Below are 23,573 nucleotides of genomic sequence, written 5' to 3'. Positions count from 1 at the left end.
GACCCTGCCCCTGATCCGGACCGTTTAAGCGTAGGATCCGTTCACGTTTGTTTCTGATGTTTGGTTTGTGGTCAAGGCCTGCTGAGCGGAGCCATTGCGTAGCTCAAGCGAAGCAGGCCGGTTTGCGATGAGTTGTCTTGCGTAGTCGGCCGGAGCAATCCCACCCAGAGATGTGTGTGGCCTTGTTGTGTTGTAGTCCTTCCTCCAGTTCTCGATGATGGTTTTCGCCTCGGCCAGGTTGGAAAAGAGATTTTCATTCAAACACTCGTCCCGAAGACGCCCGTTGAAGCTTTCCACAAAGGCGTTCTGCATTGGTTTTCCTGGTGCGATGTAGTGCCATTTGATGCCGGTATCCTGACACCAGGCCAACACGGCATGGGAGGTCATTTCCGTTCCATTGTCAGAGACAATCATTTCCGGCTTGCTGCGTTGCCTGATCACGGTGTCGAGTTCGCGCGCCAGACAGTGACCGGTCAACAATGGTCGCCAGAGCCTCTCGGGTGCAGTCATCAACTACACACAACACGCGGAACCGCAGGCCGTCCGACAAAGCATCGGAGACGAAGTCCAGGCTCCACCGCCGATTGACCTTGTCAGGAACCAGAATTGGCCGACGCGTGCCAAGAGCTCGCTTGCGCGACCGCCTCCTGCGCATCGCAAGCCCTTCTTCCCGATAGATCCGGAAGAGCTTCTTGTGGTTCACCTCAAATCCCTCTCTGGCCAGCAGAATGCCAAGGCGGCGATACCCAAACCGGCGGCGTTCGTTCGCCAGTTCCCGCAACCTTATGCGCAAGGCCTCGTCACCCGGATCCTGTTTCCGGCACTGGAACGTTGAGCGGTCCAGATCCGCAAGACGGCATGCCCGACGCTCGCTCAGGCCATGCCGGTCCATTACGTCCCGCACAGCACAGCGCTTCACGTCAGGCGTCAGTAGTTTTTTGTCGCTAGATCTTTGAGTGCGGCATTGTCGAGCATCGCCTCCGCCAACATCCGCTTCAGCCGGGCATTCTCGTCTTCCAGAGACCGCAGCTTCTTCGCGTCGGACACGTTCATGCCGCCAAATTTGGCTTTGTACTTGTAGAACGTTGCGTCGCTGATGCCATATTTCCGGCAAAGGTCGGAAGCCTTTACCCCGGCCTCGTACTCCTTGATCATCCCGATGATCTGTTCGTCGCTGAATCTGCGTTTCATGGTCCATCCTTTCCTCAGATGAATCACTAACACCAAGATGGCTGGAATTCAGGGGGCTGGGTCACTGTCGACACGCCCCGTCAGCCCACCTAACATTCTTGAAACGATACCGGTATTAAACATTCACTTCTCACAGTAAAGAACTTAGCTTTTAAAGCCTGCCGTCGATCCCATTCAACGGCAGTGCTCCCTTGACGTCGTAAACAACCGCATTTGATTGACCAAACGATCTGATGCGGTTGATGCCGTATTCTATGAACTGGCGATGCCCGACAGCTAGCACGATAGCAGCATACTGCCCCGACTCTGGCTCAGAACCTAGGCATTCCAGGCCGTATTCATGGCGGGCTTCATCAACATCAATCCATGGATCATAAACATCGACGTCGACATGATATACCTTAAGCGCGCTAATAAGATCACAGACCTTGGAATTGCGTAAATCAGGACAATTCTCCTTGAAGGCGAGACCAAGAACTAAAACCTTTTGACCAAGCACAGGTTTTCCCTTTTTTAGCATCAACTTGATTGTTTCGTCTGCTACGTGAGTAGGCATTTTGTCGTTGATGCGTCGCCCAGCGAGAATGACCTCGGGGTGGTAGCCGACTTCCTGAGCCTTATGCGTGAGGTAATAGGGGTCCACACCAATACAGTGCCCCCCGACTAGCCCCGGACGGAATGGCAGAAAGTTCCATTTCGTTCCTGCAGCTTCAAGTACCTCAAGTGTGTCGATCCCCATCCGTTGGAAAATGAGGCTGAGTTCGTTCATGAGGGCAATATTGAGGTCGCGCTGCGTGTTTTCAATCACCTTCGCAGCTTCTGCCACACGGATGCTTCCTGCCTTGTGTGTACCAGCCACAATAATCTCCGAATAGAGCTGATCGATTTCCTCAGCAACTTCCGGCGTACTGCCACTTGTAATCTTTGTTATGTTCGGTAAACGTCGCTCTTTGTCTCCAGGATTAATTCGTTCGGGGCTGTACCCGCAGAAAAAATCTTCGTTAAACTTCAGACCACTCGCTGCCTCGAGCACAGGCACACAAACCTCTTCCGTTGCGCCAGGATAGACAGTCGATTCATATACGACAATATCTCCGCGCTTCAGCACGCTACCGACAGTCTCGCTGGCCTTTACGAGAGGCCGCAAATCAGGACGCTTCGCGTCATCGATTGGGGTTGGCACCGTGACAATGTAGATTTCACAATCGGCAATTGCTTGTTTGTTGCTGGCGAAGCTCAGCAGCTCAGCAGCCATTAAGTCTTCAGCGGTCACTTCAAGCGTACTATCGTTGCCTAAAGAAAGCTCCTTGATGCGGCGTTCGCTGATATCAAACCCGACGACGTTCCGCTTGCGACCAAATTCCACAGCGAGAGGAAGCCCAACGTATCCCAAACCAACAACAGCAATTTTTTTCTGAGCTTGCACCACCACTAACCCTTTTATCTCTCACAACTAAAAACACTTCAGCTATCTGCAGGCGGTCGACTAGATCTCATCACTTTTAGACCGCTGAATATGGCCACTTTTCTTTGCACTCGGATATAGCAGTTCAAATTCGCCGGTAAACTCCTAAATCGCCGCTGACAGACCGGATCAGTTAGACAAACTGTCGAGCCATGCCTCAAACATCAATACATCCCAAAGGTGATAGGCCCAGTTTCGATCACCACTCAGATGCTCATGCCACTTCTTTACGATTGGTGCAGGATCGAAGAAGCCCTCCTGCTTGAGCCTTTTTCATCGAGTAGGTCGCTTGCCCATTCTCGCAAAGGACCGCGTAACCAGTTGTCGATCGGAACGCCAAATCCGACCTTAGGACGCTCAATCAGCTCACGGGGGACGTATCTATCCAGCACCTCGCGCAAAACCCACTTTCCGCGTCCGTCCCGAAGTTTCAGCGAAAGCGGCAAGCTCCATGCATACTCGATTACCCGGTGATCGAGCATCGGAACTCGGGTTTCGAGGCTCACCGCCATAGCTGCTCTGTCAACCTTAGTCAGGATATCGTCTGTAAGGTAGCTCAGAAAATCGAGCGCCATCATCTGCTCTATAGGATCCAAGACAGAAATATCCGGCCGCCTGTCTGTTAGATAAGTCGGCGGCTCTCGACTACCAAAAACCACATCAGCGGGATCATCCCAATGTGAAACAAGACCTCTGTAAAGGCCGTCGATTGTTTCACTCCCCAGCACATTGGCACCTTTGTGCAATCGGTCTCCAAATGCTCTTTCAGAGGTGCCTCTGCGAATCATCTTGTGCAGTGCAGTCCAAGTCTGCGGGCTAATCGCAGTGATTAAACGTGCGGCTGCGGCTCGCAATGGCCCCGGAACCCGCGCAATCTGCGCCCACATTGACTGCGCCATGGTATACCGGGAATAACCGCCGAAAAGTTCGTCTCCAGCATCACCAGATAACGAGACTGTCACCCGGCTACGCGCAAGTTGCGAGACAAGAAACGTGGGGATTTGTGACGAATCTGAAAATGGTTCATCGTATATTGCAGGCAACTTCGGGATTACCGCCATCGCCTCATTCGGCGTCACATAGAGTTCCGTATGATCCGTTCCCAAATGCTTTGCTACAGCCTTGGCAAAATGTGCTTCGTTGTAGCTGTCCTCGTTAAAACCAATTGAGAATGTGCGAACCGAATTGCTGCTTTGGGCCTGCATGAGAGCCACAACTGTTGAGGAATCGACGCCACCAGAAAGAAACGCTCCAAGCGGCACATCTGAAACCATTTGTTGCCGAATAGCCTGAGATAGGACGGACTCTAGCCCGTCAACCGCGTCTTTTTCTGCTGTAGGGCCCCGGCGGACGCCCTCGGGCTTCAGATTGTCCTGTAAAGACCAATAAGTCTCCTCACGTATCTGTCCTCCCGCATCGATCCTAACATAGGTGCCGGGGGTGAGCTTGGATACGCCCCGATAGATTGTATAAGGTGCCGGAATATAGTTATGCCGCATATAAAGCGCCAAGGCATTGCGATCTATTTCAGTTTTCATCGCAGGATGCTCGCGCAGTGCCTTCAATTCAGAACCAAACGCCAGAACCCCGTTCGATTTTCCGAAATATAGCGGTTTCTCACCAGCCCTATCGCGAGCCAAATACAGGGCTCTCTCTCGTCGGTCCCAAAGCGCAATCGCGAACATGCCAACCATCCGTTGCAGTGTCGACTTGACACCCCATAAGCCGAATGCTGCGAGCATAACTTCCGTATCGGAGTGTCCCCGCCATTCTCCAACCACCTCCGAAAAGTAGGGATCTGCTTCGATGTCTGCACGGATATCGATGTAGTTGTAGATCTCGCCATTGTAGACCACAACAAAACGTTCACAATTCGAAACCATAGGTTGGGCACCTGCGGGCGACAGGTCAATGATCGCAAGACGCCGGTGAGCAAGAGCTATCGGCCCTTCAGACCATGCCGCATGAGAATCGGGGCCACGGTGTGCGATTTTGTCTGCCATTGATGTGACGGTCTCGAAAGAGGCAACACCTTCAAAATTCAGAAATCCAACGATTCCACACATTCATTCAGGACCTTGTAGTAGAATAATTTCAAGCAGCACAAATTGGGATTTCAATTGATGGACTAAGTTTTGTCCTATCTATTCGCAACCTCAGTGCTTGGGAAAACATGTCGCATCACTTAAGTGAATTGACCTGCAATACATCGTCAGACTTGATAGAAGTCGCGGTACCATTTCACGAATGATCTCACACCTGTTGCAACGTCTGTCCGTGGGCAGTATCCGGTCAGGGCTTCCAAAAGCTCTGCTGAAGCCACTGTTTCACGGACATCGCCCTTCTGCATTGGCATCATGTTGCGGATTGCAGGCTTTCCAAGCTCGGTTTCCATATGCTCGATGAACTCCATGAGACCAACAGGTCTCCCGCCGCCAATGTTCACAACCCTGTAAGGGGCTACCGGAGAAAGTGAATCCTCAACATTTCCGACAGGTTGTCCTGCCTGTGGCACAGCATCAACAAGTCGCGCAATACTTTCCACTAGATCATCAATGTAGGTGAAGTCTCGCTGCATATTGCCTTCCCCGTATACGTCGATAGGCTCGTCGGCGAGCGTAGCCTTTACAAACTTGAAAAGCGCCATATCTGGCCGCCCCCAAGGTCCATAGACTGTAAAGAAACGAAAAACGGTGGTCGGCAGCTTCCAAAGGTGGGCGTAAGAGTGCAGCATCGACTCATTGGCCTTCTTTGTTGCTGCATACAATGTAAGAACATGATCTGTACGCTGATTTTCTGTGAATGGCATAACGGTATTTGCACCATAAACAGAGCTGGTGGACGCCGCTAGGAAATGCTGGGGCTTAAGCTCCCGTACACCTTCCATCACATTGAAGGTTCCTACCAAATTCGCATCAATGTATGCCCTTGGATTTTCGAGCGAATATCGAACCCCGGCCTGGGCTGCGAGGTGGACTACGACATCAGGCCGGAAGTCTTCAAAAACCTGCTGAACCTTATCAGCGTCCTCAAGCATATTGTGATGGAACTGAAAATTATTTGAGCCAGAACCACCGGCACCGTGTAAAATAGACAGCCGTTTACGCTTCAGATTGACATCATAATAGTCGGTCAGACCGTCGATACCGGCAACCACCCAGCCAGCATTCAACATATGACGTGCAAGATGGAAACCGATGAACCCGGCCACACCCGTTATCAGGATCTTGCGGCTAGTCAGTTGAGCAGCACCGCCACCGTCGGTCGAAATCTGGTTCATCTTCCGTCTCTCATTGCAAAAACATTATTCGGCATATACGGCTTCCAAAACGGATGTATTCCGTCAATGGCATCCGCCTTTAGCAGGAATAAATCAAGAATGCCAACGGCAATGCATTGCCGCTGCGCATACCCGACTATCCCGTGGTCAAGCCGAGCTCTCCATCGACCGATAGAGTTCAAGTGTTTGCGCTACTATGACTTCCTCGGAAAACTGTGCCTCTACGAGGCTTCTTGCCTGACGGCCAAGCCGCTGGCGGAGTTTTTTGTCGAGGGCGAGTCGTTCTAGAGCATATGCGAGTTCAACTGATTCCCTTGCAGGTACCAATATTCCCGTTTCATTTTCCAAACAGATCTCGCGACAGCCAGGCACGTCTGTTGCCACGATCGGCCGCCCCGATGCAGCCGCCTCCAAAAGCGACTTGGGTAGACCTTCTCTATAAGAAGGCAGGACGGCAATGTGGGCGCGACCGTACTCGTCGGCGATACGGTCGGAATGGCCAGCGATTTCAACGGCACCTTCTGCAGACCACTCCGAGAGGGTGGCCTCTGGTATGCTACTTGGGTTGAGATCTGAGCTCCCCACAAGGCGGATACGCAAAGCAATACCGCGTTGCTTAAGAAGGCGCGCAGCCTCCACCAGTTCGTAAATCCCTTTGTCACGCAAAAGCCTTGAGACACAAATTGCGACAGGTGTGTCATCAGGTTCATCACTAGCTGGGTATTGTTCCAGATCGACACCTGACCCTCGTATCAGCGAAACATGTTTATCTGACAAACCCGCATCCAGAAACATCTGCCTGTCGTCGACATTTTGTAGAATGAGATTACGCCCGCGTTGACGACCTAGCATGAGAAGAGCACGCATGAAGAGAAAGCGGGCCGCGTGCGTCTTCAAATTTTCGTTGCTGAAAAGAAACCCCATTCCAGCCATCGTGTTGACAACTGCAGGTATTCGGCACAGCCAAGCGGCCATTGTCCCGTAAAGAACCGGCTTTGCAGCAATGTTATGGATTAGATCAGGTCGTAGCCGACTAAAGAGCAACACCAGAGAAATCAATGTCCCAATGTCCCGGAACGGGTTGAGCCCGGAACGATGAAAATCGATTGCATGGACATGGAACCCCTCCTCCTCCATTCTAGGGCGGTGATCCGCTAACCTGGTGGCAACATGCACTTGCCAACCAGCCTGGCTTGCTGCTCGCGCAATCGGCAGCCGATGCGACCAGAAGTACCAATCTTCAGTCACGACAAAAAGCAGCTTCTTGTGGCCACTTGACGCTTCGGTTTTTCCCGCTTCGCGAAAAGTCATGCCAGGTCAGTCGGACCGATCCCGGTTCCCACTCCGTATGCTACCAGTGTTTCCTCAATCATACGGTCCAAACCGAAGCGATGCCGAACAAACTCCGGACCAATGCGAGCAATTTCTGCCTTGCGGTCAGCATCAAGCATCTTGAGAACCGCTAGCGCTAATTGGTCTGGGGATGCTTTGTCAACGACCAGCCCCGTCTTATCGTCATCAATTGCTTCGGCTGCGCCGCCTACATTTACGGTGACTGCAGGCACTGCCATCGTCTGGGCCTCCAGCAGGACGTTCGGCAAACCTTCGTGGCTCGAGGTCAGTAGAAAAGCGTTCATCACCGACAATGCAAGGGCAACATTCGCCATGCGCCCTGGCAAGTGAAACCTTTTCGTAAGCCCGTAACGTGCGATCCTCTCTTCGGTTTCAGCGCGCATAGCACCATCCCCGATCATCAAGAAATGTACATCCGGACGCGCCTTTGCAATTTTGGCCGCGACGTCGACCCAGAGCAAAGGGCGTTTGAATTTATAGATCGTAAAGATTGCTCCCACTACCAGTGCACTGTCTGGAATGCCGAGAGACGAACGGAAACTGGCAATCTCGCCCGGCGCTGGCCTAACTAATTTGCTTAAATCTACGCCATTGCGGATCACATCGATCTTGGCACGGTTTATACCTAGCCAATTCGCATAGTCATCAGCCCCTCTTCGACTGTTGTTGAGAATGGTGATCTCCGGCCGTGAAGCGAAAGCTTGATAAGTAGGGCGCTGATTGAGCTGAAAGAAGCCGAAATTATAGGGTGCGACACTGCGGGTCGATAGCACAATCGTGCGGATTTGGGACAGTAAGCCAGCCAAACCACCTACAATATTGCAATGATCCTGCCAGCAGTGCAAAATGCTGGGCTGGTGATGTTTAAGCCAACTGCTCAACGCAACCACCTCCATAGCAAGCTCTTGGGGAAGGTCTGAAGCCAGTTTCAACTGCGCGCTGGACAAGGCAGTGAACTGCTCATTTGCACTTGTATCATCCGCGTATACAGCATCGACTGCTATACCAACAGAATCTAAAACAGGTTTGTAAAATCCATTCGGATCGCCCGCACAAACAACCCTAATGGGCCCAATGCCACGATCGAGTAGCGCAAGAATTGTATTAACCATCTGGCGTTCGGCGCCACCTGAACCAAGTGACCCGGTATAGAATGCAATCCCTTTTGTTTGCGTCATGCCCTGTCGTGGAAGAGACGAAACAAAATCAGCGATCGGCTTGTTCGTGTTCAGTTTTTTGGCAACTGCCCTCGCAAGTAAGGAGTGGGTGCCAATTCGATCCAGATTGAGAACGGCCAAACGAAGAAACCGTTGGAAGATGCCACCACGAATGTGGCGTTCTGCCAAGAACCGCCAGATCGATCGACGACGCCATTGACCACGGTACAGTGAAATTACACTCTTCACGCCATTTCGAAGTGCAGATGTCAGCACACCATACGGAATGCATTGCGCGAAACCGACGAAAAGAAATGCCTTAGCACCATTCCATATGACCGGATCGGGCTTCTCCGCTACATGGAAAACCGAAACAGTTTTGGAGTTCAACTGTGAGGTTTTCCAGAGATCACTTGGGTGAACGATGACACCAGAAATTTTAGGATGCTCAAGGAGTTTGCAAACCGTATCCTCGCCAACTGTAAAAGGCACACATACAACACAAGCCTTATCTTTTTGCTGCGAAAGAACTGTGAGCGCGTCGTTGATTACTGTTGATGCTGTTTCAATCTTCATGGCGCACAATTCCGACGTAGAGAATTTGCCACGCGCTCGGCTGTATTTCCATCCCAGAGCGCCGGCGGGGTTTTCCGGGCAGGCTCTGTTGATAGAACGTCATCAACTGCTTCCGTAAGGGTGAAAATATCGACTAGGCGATTGGTACCTTCGGTGAGAGTAATGGGTCTTTCTGTGTTTTCTCGTAAAGTGAGACACGGGATGCCAATGTACGTCGCCTCCTCTTGGATGCCGCCTGAGTCAGTCAGAATAAGCCGCGCTCGGCTCGCGAGCCCCATAAACTCGACATAGCCAAGGGGTTCTATAAAGTGAAAGTCCGTAATCCCGGAAATTCGCTCGAAAAGCATAAATCGCTCAAGCATTTTCTTGGTTCTGGGATGCAGCGGAAAAACGATCGGCAAAAAACTGGTCATGGTTTCAAGCGCATCGACGATGGTTGTGAGGCGGGACTTGTCGTCGACATTTGAAGGCCGGTGAAGGGTCACCACCGCATATTTGCCCTCATTCAGCCCAAATCGACAATAGGTGAGGGTCTTCTGAATCCGGTCACGCATCATTTCGTACGTGTCGATCATAATGTTGCCGACGCGTTCGACTCGAGCAGGGTCCGTGTTTTCAAGCCGCAAATTCTCATCCGCATCCGGCGATGGCGTCCACAATAGATCGCAGATCGCGTCCGTGAGAAGACGATTGATTTCCTCCGGCATATGTCTGTCGCCGGATCTCAGTCCAGCCTCAAGGTGGGCCGTACGAATCCCTCGTTGAACTCCCACTAACGCGCAGGCAAGTGTAGAATTTACATCACCCACAACGACGATCCACGATGGCTTTGTTTCTTCGCATACTCGATCATAGGCGAGCATTACTTGGGCGGTCTGTTCAATGTTGGAATGCCCCCCCACTCCAAGGTGATAGTCGGGTGTAGGAAGATCCAGATCCCTGAAAAATGCATCAGACATATTCGCATCGTAGTGTTGTCCGGTATGCACGAGTTCAACACGGCACCAGTCGGCCTTGCTCAGGACATGGTAGAGCGGCGCAATCTTCATGAAGTTTGGGCGAGCCGCCGCAATAAGGTGAATAAGAGGGAGCTCCGTGGATTTCATTTACTATGCTTTCCTGCCATTTGCCTTTACGGAGAGGAGTTACTAACTATCTGATATTTCGGGTTTGCACCACCAGTTTGAGCCAAGAACCGGTTGGGAATTTTTGGACAATTAAGACCGATGGACTTCCCGCCTATATAAGGCACATAGCCATCAAGAAAACGCTGAAATTTGTTAAGAATTGGCTTCAAATTTGGGTGCGAAAATCAAGAAAAACGGACAATTTACTCCTCACCAAATAGTCGCACTGACCCTGCCCCTGATCCGGACCGTTTAAGCGTAGGATCCGTTCACGTTTGTTTCTGATGTTTGGTTTGTGGTCAAGGCCTGCTGAGCGGAGCCATTGCGTAGCTCAAGCGAAGCAGGCCGGTTTGCGATGAGTTGTCTTGCGTAGTCGGCCGGAGCAATCCCACCCAGAGATGTGTGTGGCCTTGTTGTGTTGTAGTCCTTCCTCCAGTTCTCGATGATGGTTTTCGCCTCGGCCAGGTTGGAAAAGAGATTTTCATTCAAACACTCGTCCCGAAGACGCCCGTTGAAGCTTTCCACAAAGGCGTTCTGCATTGGTTTTCCTGGTGCGATGTAGTGCCATTTGATGCCGGTATCCTGACACCAGGCCAACACGGCATGGGAGGTCATTTCCGTTCCATTGTCAGAGACAATCATTTCCGGCTTGCTGCGTTGCCTGATCACGGTGTCGAGTTCGCGCGCCAGACAGTGACCGGTCAACAATGGTCGCCAGAGCCTCTCGGGTGCAGTCATCAACTACACACAACACGCGGAACCGCAGGCCGTCCGACAAAGCATCGGAGACGAAGTCCAGGCTCCACCGCCGATTGACCTTGTCAGGAACCAGAATTGGCCGACGCGTGCCAAGAGCTCGCTTGCGCGACCGCCTGCGCATCGCAAGCCCTTCTTCCCGATAGATCCGGGAAGAGCTTCTTGTGGTTCACCTCAAATCCCTCTCTGGCCAGCAGAATGCCAAGGCGGCGATACCCAAACCGGCGGCGTTCGTTCGCCAGTTCCCGCAACCTTATGCGCAAGGCCTCGTCACCCGGATCCTGTTTCCGGCACTGGAACGTTGAGCGGTCCAGATCCGCAAGACGGCATGCCCGACGCTCGCTCAGGCCATGCCGGTCCATTACGTCCCGCACAGCACAGCGCTTCACGTCAGGCGTCAGTAGTTTTTTGTCGCTAGATCTTTGAGTGCGGCATTGTCGAGCATCGCCTCCGCCAACATCCGCTTCAGCCGGGCATTCTCGTCTTCCAGAGACCGCAGCTTCTTCGCGTCGGACACGTTCATGCCGCCAAATTTGGCTTTGTACTTGTAGAACGTTGCGTCGCTGATGCCATATTTCCGGCAAAGGTCGGAAGCCTTTACCCCGGCCTCGTACTCCTTGATCATCCCGATGATCTGTTCGTCGCTGAATCTGCGTTTCATGGTCCATCCTTTCCTCAGATGAATCACTAACACCAAGATGGCTGGAATTCAGGGGGCTGGGTCAGACTTCTACGTCCTACTTGAGGACTGGACCGAAGGAGCCGCATTCGACGGTTCTGTCCGTCGAGGATGAAGCGATCATTGAGGCTTTCCGCCGCCACACGCTCTTGCCGTTGGATGATTGCCTTTACACTCTTCAGCCGACGATCCCGCATCTGAGCGCTGAAGATTGAAGTGATGATTGGTCCGCCAACCCAGATAACAAATGTGCTGGAAAACACAATGCTTTCATCATTTGCCCCAGAAGATAGTCCAGCGTTGTGGAAATCCCACGTCGTTTGCAACACCCCTCAGCCACCCCATTGGCAGAAGGCAATGGGAATGATATGGCAGCGTCCGGAAATAACTTCCGAGAGGTTGGTTTAATTGGAGAGGCGACTTGAATAGGGAAAGCGACGCAGTGCGCCTGAATAGTTTGCTAATGACAATATGCTTTGTACTGTAGCCGCGTCCTCTGACCCCAAGAAATTAAGTTAGCACAAAAGGATAATCTCGCGAACGCCATATACACTTCTCTCCGGGTCTCGCGAATGGTTCTATCCAGTGCTCATGCGCTTCGTTGGACCCGGGGTTACTGAATCTAACACCAGGCACCCACAGGTCTAGAGAACCGCCGAGTGTCGGCTTGCAGGAGTTAAGCTTTATGGCCGAAATTCGCATCATCGAGAGGCAAAGAAACTGGAGCTTCGGCCTCACAGAGGCAGCGCAACGTAGCGAACTACTTGTGATGCTCGCACAGCGTCAAATTTCTGCACGTTATCGTCAAATGCTGTTGGGTGTATTTTGGGCTGCCTTGGAGCCTCTGGGACAACTGCTCATGCTCACACTAGTGTTTGGCTTCTTGTTGAGAGTCGATACTGGCGGCTACCCTTACCCATTGTTTGCTTTCGCGGGATTGACAGCGTGGTGGCTGTTCAGCCGTAATCTATTGGCGGTTGCAAGCTGCCTACAAGATAACATTAGCCTCATATCCAAGGTCTACTTTCCCCGATTGATATTGGCGCTCTCTGCCAGCGTGAAAGAATTATTCGATATCGTAATAATGCTGGTTTTGCTGCTCTCTGTGGCGACGATCTATGGCTATACCCCAACTGCAAAGGCACTTGTGTTATTTCCGCTTCTTCTGTTTGCTGCCTTACTAAGCTTGGGACTTGGGTTGTGGTTAGCTAGCCTCATGGTTCGATTTCGTGATGTTCGACCCATGCTTGCACTCATTTTGCAAGCAGGCATGTACGCAAGTCCAATACTATACTCACCCGCACTCGTACCTGAACGATTTCAGTTCTATTATCAACTAAACCCGATGTATTGGGTTGTAGAACTCTCGCGATGGGGGCTCTTGGATAAACCATTGACCATTACTTCATCGTTTTATTGGTCTTTGTTGCTCTCCATAAGCGTCATAGCAAGTGGCTTGCTGGTGTTCTCCGCAACTGAAAAAATGGCTGTAGATGTCCAATAACAACAGTTTTTCCGTTCGCGTCGAAGGGCTGAGTAAGCGCTACGTTGTGCCCCACCGCGATGAAGCGCAAGGAACCCTGGGAAGAGTAGCCGCGCATATGCGGGAATTCTTCCCATTCATGGGGCGCGACGAAAGCGACTACTTTTGGTCATTGCGAGATGTTTCATTCGAGGTCAAGCCAGGAGAGATCCTCGGTATTCTCGGGCGTAATGGATCGGGCAAAAGTACTCTTTTGAAAATACTTTCCGGCGTGACACAACCAACAGCGGGTCGAGCGACAATGCGGGGGCGCGTTGGCTCGTTGCTCGAGGTCGGTACAGGCTTTCATCCAGATCTAACCGGCCGAGAAAACGTATTTATGTCAGGCGTCCTTTTAGGCCTCAGCCGAAAGGAAATTGCTTCCAAGTTCGATGAGATCGTCGATTTTTCCGGTATCGAGCAGTTCATCGACGTTCCAGTCAAACGCTACTCCAGCGGCATGTATGTTCGGCTAGCCTACGCTGTCGCATCATTGTTGCAATCAGATATTCTCATACTTGATGAGGTGATGGCTGTCGGTGACGCCGCATTTCTAGAAAAGAGCCAAAAGAACATAGAAAAAATCGCGAATGATGGCCGTACGATCCTTTTTGTAAGCCACAACATCCATGCCGTCCGCAGTTTGTGCCACTCCGGTCTTCTCTTGTCTAAAGGACAAAAAGTGATGCAAGGTGAGATAGAGGACGTTGTATCTTGTTACATGCGTCAGCTTCATGGTTTGGGCGAACAACGGCATTCAGATATTTCAGACCGCACGCCGTTTGTTAGTCTTGTGCAAGCAGAAGGTTGGGAAGGTCAAAGACCTTGCACTATTCTGCAATGGATCGAAACCTTCGATAGCGACGGTACCCCCTCGAGGACCTTTGAAACAGGTGATACGATGTTCATTCGCATCGGATACGAGGTTAATCAGAAAATTGAGGCGGGGTACTTTACGATTTTCTTTATTGATGATCTGGGTGATCGAGTTCAAGTAATTTATAGCCTGCACGATGACAAAGAGCTTGAAATAGGAACAAGAGGAGTGATCGAATGTCGGATTGATGACTTACGTTTGGTAAGTGGTGAATATAGTTTGACTTTAGATTTTGGGCAAATCATCGATGGACATCTGAAGTTCCTCGATTGCGTCCCGGATGCAACTCAAGTTCGTATTGCACTTGGGAACTATCTTGGCAAATTGGGGCTAAGGCAAAATCAGGGGGCTTTAGCGCAACGCAGCCAATGGCGATTGCTTAGCGATTGACCGTAACGCGATGGCGAGACCAGCGAACAGAATGACGATAAAAAATGGCATTTGAGGTAATCACCCGTTCTGACATAACACAAGTGAAATGGGATAAACTTGTTTGCGGCTCTCCGGATGGCTGGGTTTTTTCCTTATGGGGTTGGCAAGAATTGATCCTCGCAGTGCCGAGATGGGGACTCGAAGACTATAGCTTTGGCGTCATGAGTGCAGGTCAATTGATTGCGGTGGTTCCACTTCAATACAACCCAAGCGCCGCTGCACTTATGTCCTCGGGATGGAGCGGAAGTGGACCAATTCTAAAGGCGGGGATATCGGCAAAGCAACGAACGTCTACTTTGAGATACATCGTTGATCATTGTGAAAGATTGGCCCGTGCTTGCGGCGCATCAAAGGTAATATACGCGGTTTCGCCAGTTACTCAAACTTCGCTCTGCCAGAGTTGGGGTGTCAATTGGTTCGAGATGCTGGGTATGCGTGATACATCGAGGCTATCTCAAGTAATAGATTTATCACAAACAGAAAACCAGTTATGGTCCAATCTTTCAAATTTGGCAAAAAGAAAGATAAAAAAATCAAAAAAACACGGATACTATGTAGAGAGGGTAAATTGGCTGGATCATGTCGAAAAATATTACGAGATCCACACACAGACTTATCAGCGAACCGGAGTGGTCCCACATCCGAAGGAGTACTTTGCAGGGATAGCGAGCAATCTCGCAAATGATGGCTATTCGATCTTATTTCGAGCGCTAGACAGCGAAGGCAATACCTGCGCATTTCACAACATGGCCAGATTTCAAGAAGGTGCCTATTACCATACAGGATGCTCTACGCCGACCGCTGCAGAAGCGGGAGGCAACTATATGCTCTTTTGGAACGCTATGCTTGAGGCAAAGAAGATTGGGGTCCGCTGGTTTGACGCCGGCTGGATATTTCCACATGGAGCTTCAGAAAAACAGAAAGGGCTGACGCATTTCAAAACAAGATTTGGCGGACAAGTTCATCGCTCTTTCTTTGCCGAACTGGATTTGCCACCTTCGGACTGTAACCCATTAGCAGGTCCGCCTGTTCCTAACCCATTCACCCGTATGATGGAAAAACTCCTTGGAAAATAGTCGACAGGTAACGCGAGATTCTGACATTGAGCAATCAATTCGCTCTGCATACGAAACAGAAGGTGTCTACAAGGTAGACTCAATTTGCCACCGCCTGAATGAGCAATCAGCAGATTATGTCGACAGACTGCTGTTGGAGAAGCTCAAAACGGTAAGGCGGCACGCGGTTGAGGGCCTCTTGGTTGATCTTTGCTGTGCGACTGGTGAGCATCTGTTCAGCTTGGCTGATGTCTCGCATGATTGCCTCGGTATTGATTTTAGCAGGCCTTACATCGACAAAGCTAATGCGTTATCTTTCGATAACGGTCTAAACCACGTGAAATTTGAAGTTGGTGACGCCAAGAAAATTCCCTTGGCAACAGGTAGTGTCAGCACATTATACTCCTTCTCTGCTTTGTACGCCATCCCCTGTGTTGATGCCGTCATCAGTGAAATATCACGTGTACTACGCAAAGGCGGACATTGTGTCCTTGATCTTGGAAACTCGAGGTCGCTAAATTCTATCTGTGTGAGGGCATATACGGAGCTACCTCCAACATTCCATATCTCGGTGCCAGAGATGTACCAAATTTGTACCCAGAACGATTTGCAGATTGTCGAGCATCGTTCTTTTCAATTACTGCCACTATGGGCTGATAGGCCGAACTGGCTTTGGCCATTGTTACATCCAGCTTGGAAAAAAGTCATGGCGGCTAGGTATAAAGGAAAAATGATCGACGAGTGGATCAGTAGCCTGCCAATGCTCAGGAACTTTGCATTTCGGCACCTCATCGTCTGTCGCAAGCTTTGATGTCAAGATAGAGTTTCTTGACCCAAGCGAGTTCCGCCAATATAGGTTCGCTGGCGTTGGATCGGTTACAGATTTGTGATCCTGATGCCCGCGTTGGACTTTGATTGAGGCAGGCGATCGCGATAATCAGTTAGAATGCATGGGGTACGCAGTAGAAATGCGAAAGCAAGCTATTGAAGTTGATGCGCGGCACTATGTCGAAGAAGACGTCGATGAGGTTGTCGAGTATCTTTACAACATCTACAAAGGAGCGTTTACTGAAAAAAGCATTCGACAGCACTTCGACAATTATATCGGTTTTTCTTATGCGGAGTATACGACTGCCGTAGTAACGGCACATTTGCCGAGGGGGTCAAAGCTTCTCGATATAGGCTGCGGTTTCGGCAGCACGGTAATCGCTGCACGCAATGCAGGAATTGACGCCACCGGCATAGAAATCGCTCCTTTCGAGGTAAATTTCGCCCAAAGGCGACTTGCCCGCATGCGCCCTCAGGACGATCCGCAGTTGGTGTTCAAGCAGGGAGATGCGACGAAGCTCGACCAGCCGGACACCAGTCTTGATGCCGTTACCTTTTGGAACGTATTGGAGCATATTGAAGATTGCGAGGCGATGCTAAAGGCTGCTTGGCGGATGCTCAAACCGGGTGGGCGCGTCTACATAGAGTGTCCAAATTATGCGGCCCACCGACTTGAGGCGCATTACCACGTCCCTTGGGATCCCGAATTGCGCCATGATCGCGAGAAGGCAGCTGACTATCTACGCTCGCAAGGTAGGGATCCTGCCTATTTCCTAACGTCGATATTCTGTCGCACGAATGAAGAAGTCCTAAGCATATTGAAAGGCATCGGCTTCGAACCCTTGGATATTGCCGACGAAATGTCGATGGCGCTGACCTTCCGCAATCTCCCCGCGATGTTGCTTCAGCCAATGCGCTTCCGCAAATTCCACCATCCCGCAAGAGAATCTATTACACTCGTAGCGCGCAAACCTGCCAATAGAATGTGACCTGATGCCCCGTTTGCTTGTAATCGTTCCAGACCGTATTTCACAAATCATAGAAAAAGGCGAGTATCAGCCCGGATATTATAATCCCGGCGAAGTCTTCGACGAAGTTCACATTCTGATGACCAACGACGACAAACCAGACCCAGCTGCATTGCAGCGGACGGTTGGTAGCGCTCGACTTGTTCTTCATAATTATCCGGATCAGGCAGGGATCTCGACAAAGTCCTGGCCATTCCTCACCGGGCATCGGCTCCGCACATGGGCCAAGGGCGGTGTCGAAATCGCACGCCAGATCGCGCCTGACATGATCAGGTGCCACGGCTCTGACTGGAATACATATCTCGCCAGTCGCATCAAGAAAACGCTTGGCATACCATACATAGTGTCCTTGCATATCAACCCGGATATCAATCCTGTTCGACGCATTGTTTCACCCGTGACGAAAGCGGACCAACGTCACAATGCCTTTTATGAGTACCTAGAGGGTGAGGCTCTGCGGAACGCCGATTTGGTGATGCCGGTCTACAAGACTATCCTGCCATATCTCAAGCGTCTCGGTGTGGCTCGGGTCGAGGTCTGCTACAATGTCCTCAACCGGGAATTCCTGCGACAAAAGACGGACTACGCACTCTCTTCCCCACCGCATATTGTCTATGTAGGGCGTCTTTTCGCCGAGAAGGATCCAAGCAACATCATCCGCGCCGTCGCATCACTTGAAGGGGTAAGGTACACAATCGTGGGAGATGGGCCGCATCTCAAGGTTCTGTCATCCCTGATCAGTGAGTTGGGTGTTGGGGATCGGATCAAGCTTTTGCCAGCCGTGCCGAACGATGAATTGTGCCTACTTCTAGCCGATGCAGACATATTCGCTATCCATACGGAGTACTGGGAAATCAGCAAGTCGATTCTCGAGGCCCTGCTGACTGGGTTACCAGTGATTGTGAACAAACGCATCGGCGAACCGGTTCCCGAGTTCACAGATGCCGTTGACGGGAATCCGTTTCTGTCACTCGTAGACAATACGGTGGAGGCTTATCGCAAGGCGCTTGGTCATCTGCTTGAGGATCACAATGCTCGCAAGGCGCTAGGAGAGCGTGCTTTCACTCATGCAAGAGCTCGCTGGTCTCCTGCAAAAACTGAAGCAAAATTTGCTAGCATCTATCGCGACATCCTAGCGAAACGTAATCCGAAAATGATCGAGGGCTCAGCATGACGATGGGTACTAGAATGACAAAGCAAGCATCGTCCCTGTGCAACGTGGCTTCCGAAAAAGAATAGTCACAAAGAAATCTCATATGAACGCTGATATCAAACTTGCTGCCCGTGTAAACGGACCTCCCCGGTTGACTGGAACCGGCCTGGTGTTGCTCTGCAGCTATCGGGGAGGCAATGGTAATGCTGAACCGAAGGCTTTTCGAGTGCCGCTATTTTGGCGGGTGCTTAACCTGGTAACTTTTCTTAATCTAAGGCGCTTCATTGCGGCAATGCGTGATCATTTCGCGAACCCACGGAGTGCGGACTATCAGCTTGCAATTGCGGACGCCATCGTGGCGCGGGGCGGCTTTAGCGATGTAACAATTATTGCCGACAATCACATTAGCAATGGCAAGATCGCTTCCAGGACCCCGGCGGGTCGAAAAGTTCTCCAATGCTGCCTTAATAGTGAACATGTAGAAGGTCAGGCGAATTTTGAGACCATCGTACTGATTTATCCCGACGCCCTTGGTTTGACTTGGACCAAACTGGAGCGCTCTGCATCGAAGAAAACAGACAACCTCGTCATTGCGAACGGCAGGCGGCAAGTATTTACTTGGAACCGGCAAATGGCCCGGTCGCTTGCAGTGCGCCGGTTCCTGTCGAATACTCGTGTTGTGGAGTTGGTTTGGGGAATAATGATCTTGCCAATTTCCGCTATACTTTCGGCTTTCGATTTTGCACGCGGACGGACTTGATCCACTCCTATTGTGGTTTACAGGATTGAAACATGACAAAAGCTGCCGATGAACCGCAGAAGGATGCCATAAGGAGTTGGTGGGCCAACGCTCCGATGACCTACGGCGAAGATCACGGTCAGGCTATGTACACCTTAGCCGATGGCTCAGTCGAAAATGTCGAGCTAGGCTCCCAACGCTTTTTTGAGCTTGCGGATGCTGTATTCTACCGGTGGAATGAACCATTGCATCGTGACGATGTACCGTTTGCAAATCTCTTCGAATACGAGCGTTTCCGCGGAAAGCGGGTTCTGGAAGTCGGGTGCGGGATGGGATGCATGTCGATGAACTGGGCACGTCAGGGTGCCCGAATGACGAGTATCGACCTCAATCCAGTCTCCATCGCACAAACCCGACGCCGTTTCAAAGTTTTCGGTCTAGAGGGAGATATCCTGGAAGCCGATGCAGAAAAACTGCCCTTTGATGATGCCACCTTCGATCATGTCTATTCTTGGGGCGTCGTCCATCACACGTCCAATATTCGCGTTGCAATTTCAGAAATGTACCGGGTCCTGAAGCCAGGCGGTCGTGCGTCACTAATGCTGTACAATCGAAACTCGATCCTCTCCAAGATCCTCGTTGGATGGGCGGAGGGATTCATAAATCTGGAGAATCTGTCGCTGGACCCCCTGGAGCTTTCAAGTCGCTACGGCGACGGAGCTAGACAGGAGGGAAATCCGCACACCTGGCCGGTCACCAAGCGAGAAATACGCCGCGATCTGATGCCTCAATTTACCAATCTTGAGATAAAAACGCTGGGGACCGACGTGCCAGAGGCTTTAAACACTTGGCTTCCCGGATTAACGCGGAGAGCCATGACGACAGCAATGGTCAAGTCTCTCGCTCGTCGATGGGGTTGGAGCCTTTGGATGACCGGAGACAAGCCATCGTGGTGACATTGTCTCGGACACTTCCACGACTCAGGCGACTGCTCCGCGATCCGGTGGGCGTTATTTCACGACGCCTTAATGCGCGAGTGCATCCATCGCATAATCCCGATCTCGAGAAGCTGAGTACCTTTTCGCGGGCAGCAGAGCAAAGTGGTGTCCAAGGACTTCATTTGTTTCTGTCATTCGACAGCGATACAGACATGGATATCTCAGCGTCGCAGGATGTTCACACGTTCCTCACTTCACTGGGCATCAAAATGACGCTCGCTGTACCTGGAACCCAATTGCGTAACGGGGCGAAAACATACCGTTTCTTGTCCGAAAGTGGCGTTGAGTTCATCAACCACGGTGAACTGCCGCACGCAAAGTGGCAGGATGACCAATATGTCAGCACCACATTCTACAATGAGATGTCCGAGGCAGCGGTAATCGAAGATATTCTTAACGCCCACCAAACGGTGACCTCCATCTGCGGGCAGGCGCCAAAGGGCTTTCGCGCGCCACATTTCGGAACATTCCAATCACCCGACCAGCTACAACTTATCTACAACGTCGTGAAGAAGCTAGGTTACACCTATTGTTCGACAACGTCCCCTAATCTTGCGCATCGCTATGGGCCGGTCATTGACATGGACGGCATCGTGGAACTGCCAACATTTGGCTCCTTTAGGTCTGCAGACAGCATTCTGGATTCGTGGTCACACCTTACAGACCGGCGAAACTATGCCTTAGGGAGTCTTTACGGGGACCTGATGGTCGAAACAGTCGATGTCATGCTCTCGATGAAAATGAGCGGAATCCTCTCTTGGTATGCAGATCCATGTCATGTCGCTGGACAGGAGTCCTTTGAACGTGCCATGCGCCACATAGCCAAATGTGGAATCCCCTCGTTGAGTGGACATAAGGCGGCGCGGCTTGCACCAACTCCACTGCGTTGTACGCTCGGACAACACGAGCGAGAATCCTGATGTGTGGAATTGTTGGGTGGGCCAGACCGGGTAAAGCTGACGAAAGTGCACAAAAACGGCTAAACGCCATGTGCGACACCATCATTCATCGCGGCCCCGATGACCGCGGACAGTTTATTAGTGATGGTATTGCCCTAGGAATGCAACGCCTCAGCATTGTCGATATTACTGGCGGCCACCAGCCAATGTCGTCCGAAGACGGGCAAATTCTGATCGTCTTCAACGGCGAGATTTTCAATCATTCTGCCCTTCGGGAGGCGGAAATTAACCGTGGGGGGAGCTTCCAATCACGCAGCGATACGGAAGTGATATTGCGCCTCTACGAACGGTTTGGGACTTCCTGTGTAGACTTGTTGAATGGCATGTTTGCTATAGCCATTTGGGACGGCCGCCACCAGACACTTCACCTCTTACGTGACAGATTGGGAGTAAAACCGCTCTATTGGCGTTTCAAAGATGGTGAGCTTGTCTTCGCGTCCGAAATAAACGCTATTCTAGCTAGTAGTCCCGATGCTGGCGATACAGTGATAACGGAGCGGTTGGACTATTGACATATCGCTACGTTCCCGGACCGCAAACAATCTGCACGGGGTACAAAGCTGCCACCCGGCACAAGATCACGTTTCGTTTGGCGCTTCCCCAGAGATACAACGATACTGGGATATTCCGCGGCTTGCACCAAGACCTCGCAAGCTTCCGACACCCTTCAGCGTCATTTTGATGATTTGCTGGTTGACGCGACATCCATTCGTATGGTCGCGGATGTGCCGGTTGGGGTCATGCTCAGCGGAGGGCTTGATTCTAGCTGTGTCGCAGCGGCAGCCAGAGAAGCGGGATTTAAGCTTAAAACATACTCGGTAGCCTTCCGCGACGCACCCGAGATCGACGAGCGCCCCTACGCGCGGGCAGTGGCAAAACACCTCGACTGTGAACATCACGAGGTAGAAATCGGCCCAGAGGAGTTCATTAGCTTTCTGCCCGAACTCGTCAGTTTTACAGATGAACCGCTCGCGGATCTTGCTTCAGTGCCGCTTTATTATGTCTGTAAATTGGCGCGACGAGACGTAAAAGTTGTGTTGTCTGGCGAAGGGAGCGACGAGATCCTTGGAGGTTATTCGTTCGATAGGGTGATGCAGCAGTGGCAGGGGAGGGGACCCAGAAAAGGCTATCTTCGCCGATTCTTTCAAAGAATAGCAGGCGGCGATTCCTCGTTCTTGGATCTACGTAACGAGCCTTATCCTCTGGTAATGACCAACTACATGACCAGCGACGAAAAGGCCTCCTTACTGCGCGAAAACAATATCGAAAGGGATAGTCTTGACAGTGAACGTGAGCGTATAAGTTCCTTTGGTCCGGCATCACCCCTCGCGCAGGCTCTCTACGGTTATTGCGGTGATTGGCTTGTAGAAGACCTACTGATGAAGGCAGACCGTATGTCCATGGGTGTTTCGCTCGAATTGCGTACCCCCTTCCTCGACTACCGCCTCGTGGAATTTGCTGCAACCTTGCCTGATGACCTTCGTGTCGGGCAGGACAGAGATGGGCAATGGAAGACAAAGATGATATTGCGACGCTTCGCCGAGAAGAGGTTACCAAGCGAAATCATCGATCGGCCTAAGCAGGGGTTTCCCGTGCCTGTCTACGGCTGGCTATCAAATCATCTGAAAGACTGGGCAAATGAGATGCTCGCAAGCCCAGCAACACGCCTGATTGAATGGTGCTACCCTGCTGCACTTTCACAACTACTGCGCGTCGGCACTTCTCCGGAAGCAGCGATGATGGACCGCCATCGTCTCTGGAATCTCCTAATTCTCGAATTGTGGATGAGGCGCTGGAGATGAGCCAGAGGATACTTGTAGTAACCTGGACAATGCCGCCTCTAGTTTTCCCTCGCTCAGTTCAAATATCTCGGCTGTTGAAAGGGTTGGCGGGACTTGGTTGGGAGATCGATGTTCTGACCGTTCATCCGGAGGACGTGCAGGGCACTTCAGATCCATCCTTCGCGGCACTATATGAAGCGTATTACACCACACATTATGTGCGCATAGGAGAAGATGTTGTCACCACTCCGCTCGCTCAGCGTATCAAACGGCGCCTAAATCCACCGGCCAATTATTCAGAATATAATTTTTTACGCCGTGGTTTTGATAAAGTTCTGCAACTTGCCAGAAAAAATGAGTACTCGGCTCTAGTTACCTTTGCGCAGCCGTGGGTCGATCACATGCTGGGCCTTTCCGTCAAAAAGGCACTCCCTCAATTGCCGTGGCTCGCACATTTTAGCGACCCTTGGGCTGACAACCCATTTGATACTGGGAATGAAGCCGCACACTTCACAGCGCTGCGCGACGAGGCCTCTGTGATTCATGCAGCCGATGCTGTTGCGTTCGTATCTCAGGAAACCTCGAACCTCGTAATGCGGAAGTACAATACACAGACG

Annotated in this window: 17 protein-coding genes and 4 pseudogenes; 13 read left to right on the top strand and 8 right to left on the bottom strand. The window is 51.3% G+C overall.

Annotated features, from left to right (window positions below; genetic code table 11):
- Positions 1-24 precede the first annotated feature (24 nt).
- The 8 genes and pseudogenes from TRICHSKD4_RS02690 to TRICHSKD4_RS02650 form a co-directional block, all read right to left on the bottom strand.
- Positions 25-1,191, bottom strand: a pseudogene (locus TRICHSKD4_RS02690) (IS3 family transposase).
- A gap of 151 nt (positions 1,192-1,342) precedes the next feature.
- On the bottom strand, positions 1,343-2,623 hold the full coding sequence (gene tviB / locus TRICHSKD4_RS02680; RefSeq protein ID WP_009465862.1) for a Vi polysaccharide biosynthesis UDP-N-acetylglucosamine C-6 dehydrogenase TviB: 1,281 nt from the start codon (positions 2,621-2,623) through the stop codon (positions 1,343-1,345).
- A gap of 162 nt (positions 2,624-2,785) precedes the next feature.
- Positions 2,786-4,659, bottom strand: a pseudogene (gene asnB, locus TRICHSKD4_RS02675) (asparagine synthase (glutamine-hydrolyzing)).
- Between the two features lie 209 nt (positions 4,660-4,868).
- The gene (locus TRICHSKD4_RS02670; protein WP_009465860.1) at positions 4,869-5,936 is read right to left on the bottom strand and encodes an NAD-dependent epimerase/dehydratase family protein; all 1,068 of its coding nucleotides are present in this window, start codon (positions 5,934-5,936) and stop codon (positions 4,869-4,871) included.
- Positions 5,937-6,083: 147 nt separating this feature from the next.
- On the bottom strand, positions 6,084-7,247 hold the full coding sequence (locus TRICHSKD4_RS02665) for a glycosyltransferase family 4 protein (protein WP_009465859.1): 1,164 nt from the start codon (positions 7,245-7,247) through the stop codon (positions 6,084-6,086).
- A complete protein-coding gene (locus TRICHSKD4_RS02660) occupies positions 7,244-9,022 on the bottom strand; it encodes a glycosyltransferase (protein WP_009465858.1) in 1,779 nt (592 codons plus the stop codon). Before TRICHSKD4_RS02660 ends, TRICHSKD4_RS02665 begins: the two co-directional genes overlap by 4 nt.
- Positions 9,019-10,128 carry a non-hydrolyzing UDP-N-acetylglucosamine 2-epimerase gene (gene wecB, locus TRICHSKD4_RS02655; RefSeq protein WP_009465857.1) on the bottom strand — a complete coding sequence of 370 codons (1,110 nt, stop codon included), beginning with the start codon at positions 10,126-10,128 and terminating at the stop codon, positions 9,019-9,021. The genes TRICHSKD4_RS02660 and wecB overlap by 4 nt, the downstream gene beginning before the upstream one ends.
- A 273-nt stretch (positions 10,129-10,401) precedes the next feature.
- Positions 10,402-11,566, bottom strand: a pseudogene (locus TRICHSKD4_RS02650) (IS3 family transposase).
- A 62-nt stretch (positions 11,567-11,628) separates the two neighbouring features.
- Here TRICHSKD4_RS02650 and TRICHSKD4_RS30120 point away from each other — a divergent pair.
- The 13 genes and pseudogenes from TRICHSKD4_RS30120 to TRICHSKD4_RS30545 form a co-directional block, all read left to right on the top strand.
- Positions 11,629-11,787 (top strand): annotated as a pseudogene (locus TRICHSKD4_RS30120) (IS481 family transposase); the annotation flags it as partial.
- Positions 11,788-12,269: 482 nt separating this feature from the next.
- Complete coding sequence (locus TRICHSKD4_RS02635; RefSeq protein ID WP_009465852.1) at positions 12,270-13,088, top strand: ABC transporter permease; 819 nt, start codon at positions 12,270-12,272, stop codon at positions 13,086-13,088.
- Entirely contained in the window at positions 13,078-14,373 is a 1,296-nt protein-coding gene (locus TRICHSKD4_RS27860; RefSeq protein WP_009465851.1) for an ABC transporter ATP-binding protein, read from the top strand. The genes TRICHSKD4_RS02635 and TRICHSKD4_RS27860 overlap by 11 nt, the downstream gene beginning before the upstream one ends.
- A 44-nt stretch (positions 14,374-14,417) precedes the next feature.
- Positions 14,418-15,491 (top strand): peptidoglycan bridge formation glycyltransferase FemA/FemB family protein, encoded by a 1,074-nt coding sequence (locus TRICHSKD4_RS02625; RefSeq protein WP_009465850.1) that lies wholly within the window; start codon positions 14,418-14,420, stop codon positions 15,489-15,491.
- Positions 15,481-16,281 carry a class I SAM-dependent methyltransferase gene (locus TRICHSKD4_RS02620; RefSeq protein WP_040616096.1) on the top strand — a complete coding sequence of 267 codons (801 nt, stop codon included), beginning with the start codon at positions 15,481-15,483 and terminating at the stop codon, positions 16,279-16,281. The genes TRICHSKD4_RS02625 and TRICHSKD4_RS02620 overlap by 11 nt, the downstream gene beginning before the upstream one ends.
- A gap of 100 nt (positions 16,282-16,381) precedes the next feature.
- A complete protein-coding gene (locus TRICHSKD4_RS27855; protein WP_050763318.1) occupies positions 16,382-17,287 on the top strand; it encodes a bifunctional 2-polyprenyl-6-hydroxyphenol methylase/3-demethylubiquinol 3-O-methyltransferase UbiG in 906 nt (301 codons plus the stop codon).
- A 4-nt stretch (positions 17,288-17,291) separates the two neighbouring features.
- Positions 17,292-18,500: a glycosyltransferase gene (locus TRICHSKD4_RS02610; protein ID WP_009465847.1), complete on the top strand. Its 1,209-nt coding sequence runs from the start codon at positions 17,292-17,294 to the stop codon at positions 18,498-18,500.
- Between the two features lie 82 nt (positions 18,501-18,582).
- Positions 18,583-19,239, top strand: a complete 657-nt coding sequence (locus tag TRICHSKD4_RS02605) for a hypothetical protein (protein WP_040616094.1) — start codon at positions 18,583-18,585, stop codon at positions 19,237-19,239.
- Positions 19,240-19,271: 32 nt separating this feature from the next.
- Positions 19,272-20,174, top strand: coding sequence for a class I SAM-dependent methyltransferase (locus TRICHSKD4_RS02600; RefSeq protein WP_009465845.1), 903 nt, complete (start codon positions 19,272-19,274; stop codon positions 20,172-20,174).
- On the top strand, positions 20,129-21,136 hold the full coding sequence (locus TRICHSKD4_RS02595; protein ID WP_083782709.1) for a polysaccharide deacetylase family protein: 1,008 nt from the start codon (positions 20,129-20,131) through the stop codon (positions 21,134-21,136). The genes TRICHSKD4_RS02600 and TRICHSKD4_RS02595 overlap by 46 nt, the downstream gene beginning before the upstream one ends.
- A gap of 68 nt (positions 21,137-21,204) precedes the next feature.
- Positions 21,205-21,687 (top strand): DUF1933 domain-containing protein, encoded by a 483-nt coding sequence (locus TRICHSKD4_RS02590; RefSeq protein ID WP_168156967.1) that lies wholly within the window; start codon positions 21,205-21,207, stop codon positions 21,685-21,687.
- Between the two features lie 174 nt (positions 21,688-21,861).
- Positions 21,862-22,977, top strand: coding sequence for an asparagine synthetase B (locus TRICHSKD4_RS02585; protein WP_009465842.1), 1,116 nt, complete (start codon positions 21,862-21,864; stop codon positions 22,975-22,977).
- The coding region (locus tag TRICHSKD4_RS30545) for a hypothetical protein (protein ID WP_208992980.1) at positions 22,974-23,573 on the top strand (600 nt) is incomplete at its 3' end. The genes TRICHSKD4_RS02585 and TRICHSKD4_RS30545, both read left to right, overlap by 4 nt.

The sequence above is a fragment of the Roseibium sp. TrichSKD4 genome (genome assembly GCF_000148725.1).
Taxonomy (GTDB): domain Bacteria; phylum Pseudomonadota; class Alphaproteobacteria; order Rhizobiales; family Stappiaceae; genus Roseibium.
The sequence above is the reverse complement of the archived record's forward strand: the minus strand, read 5'-3'. Positions and strand labels throughout refer to the sequence as shown.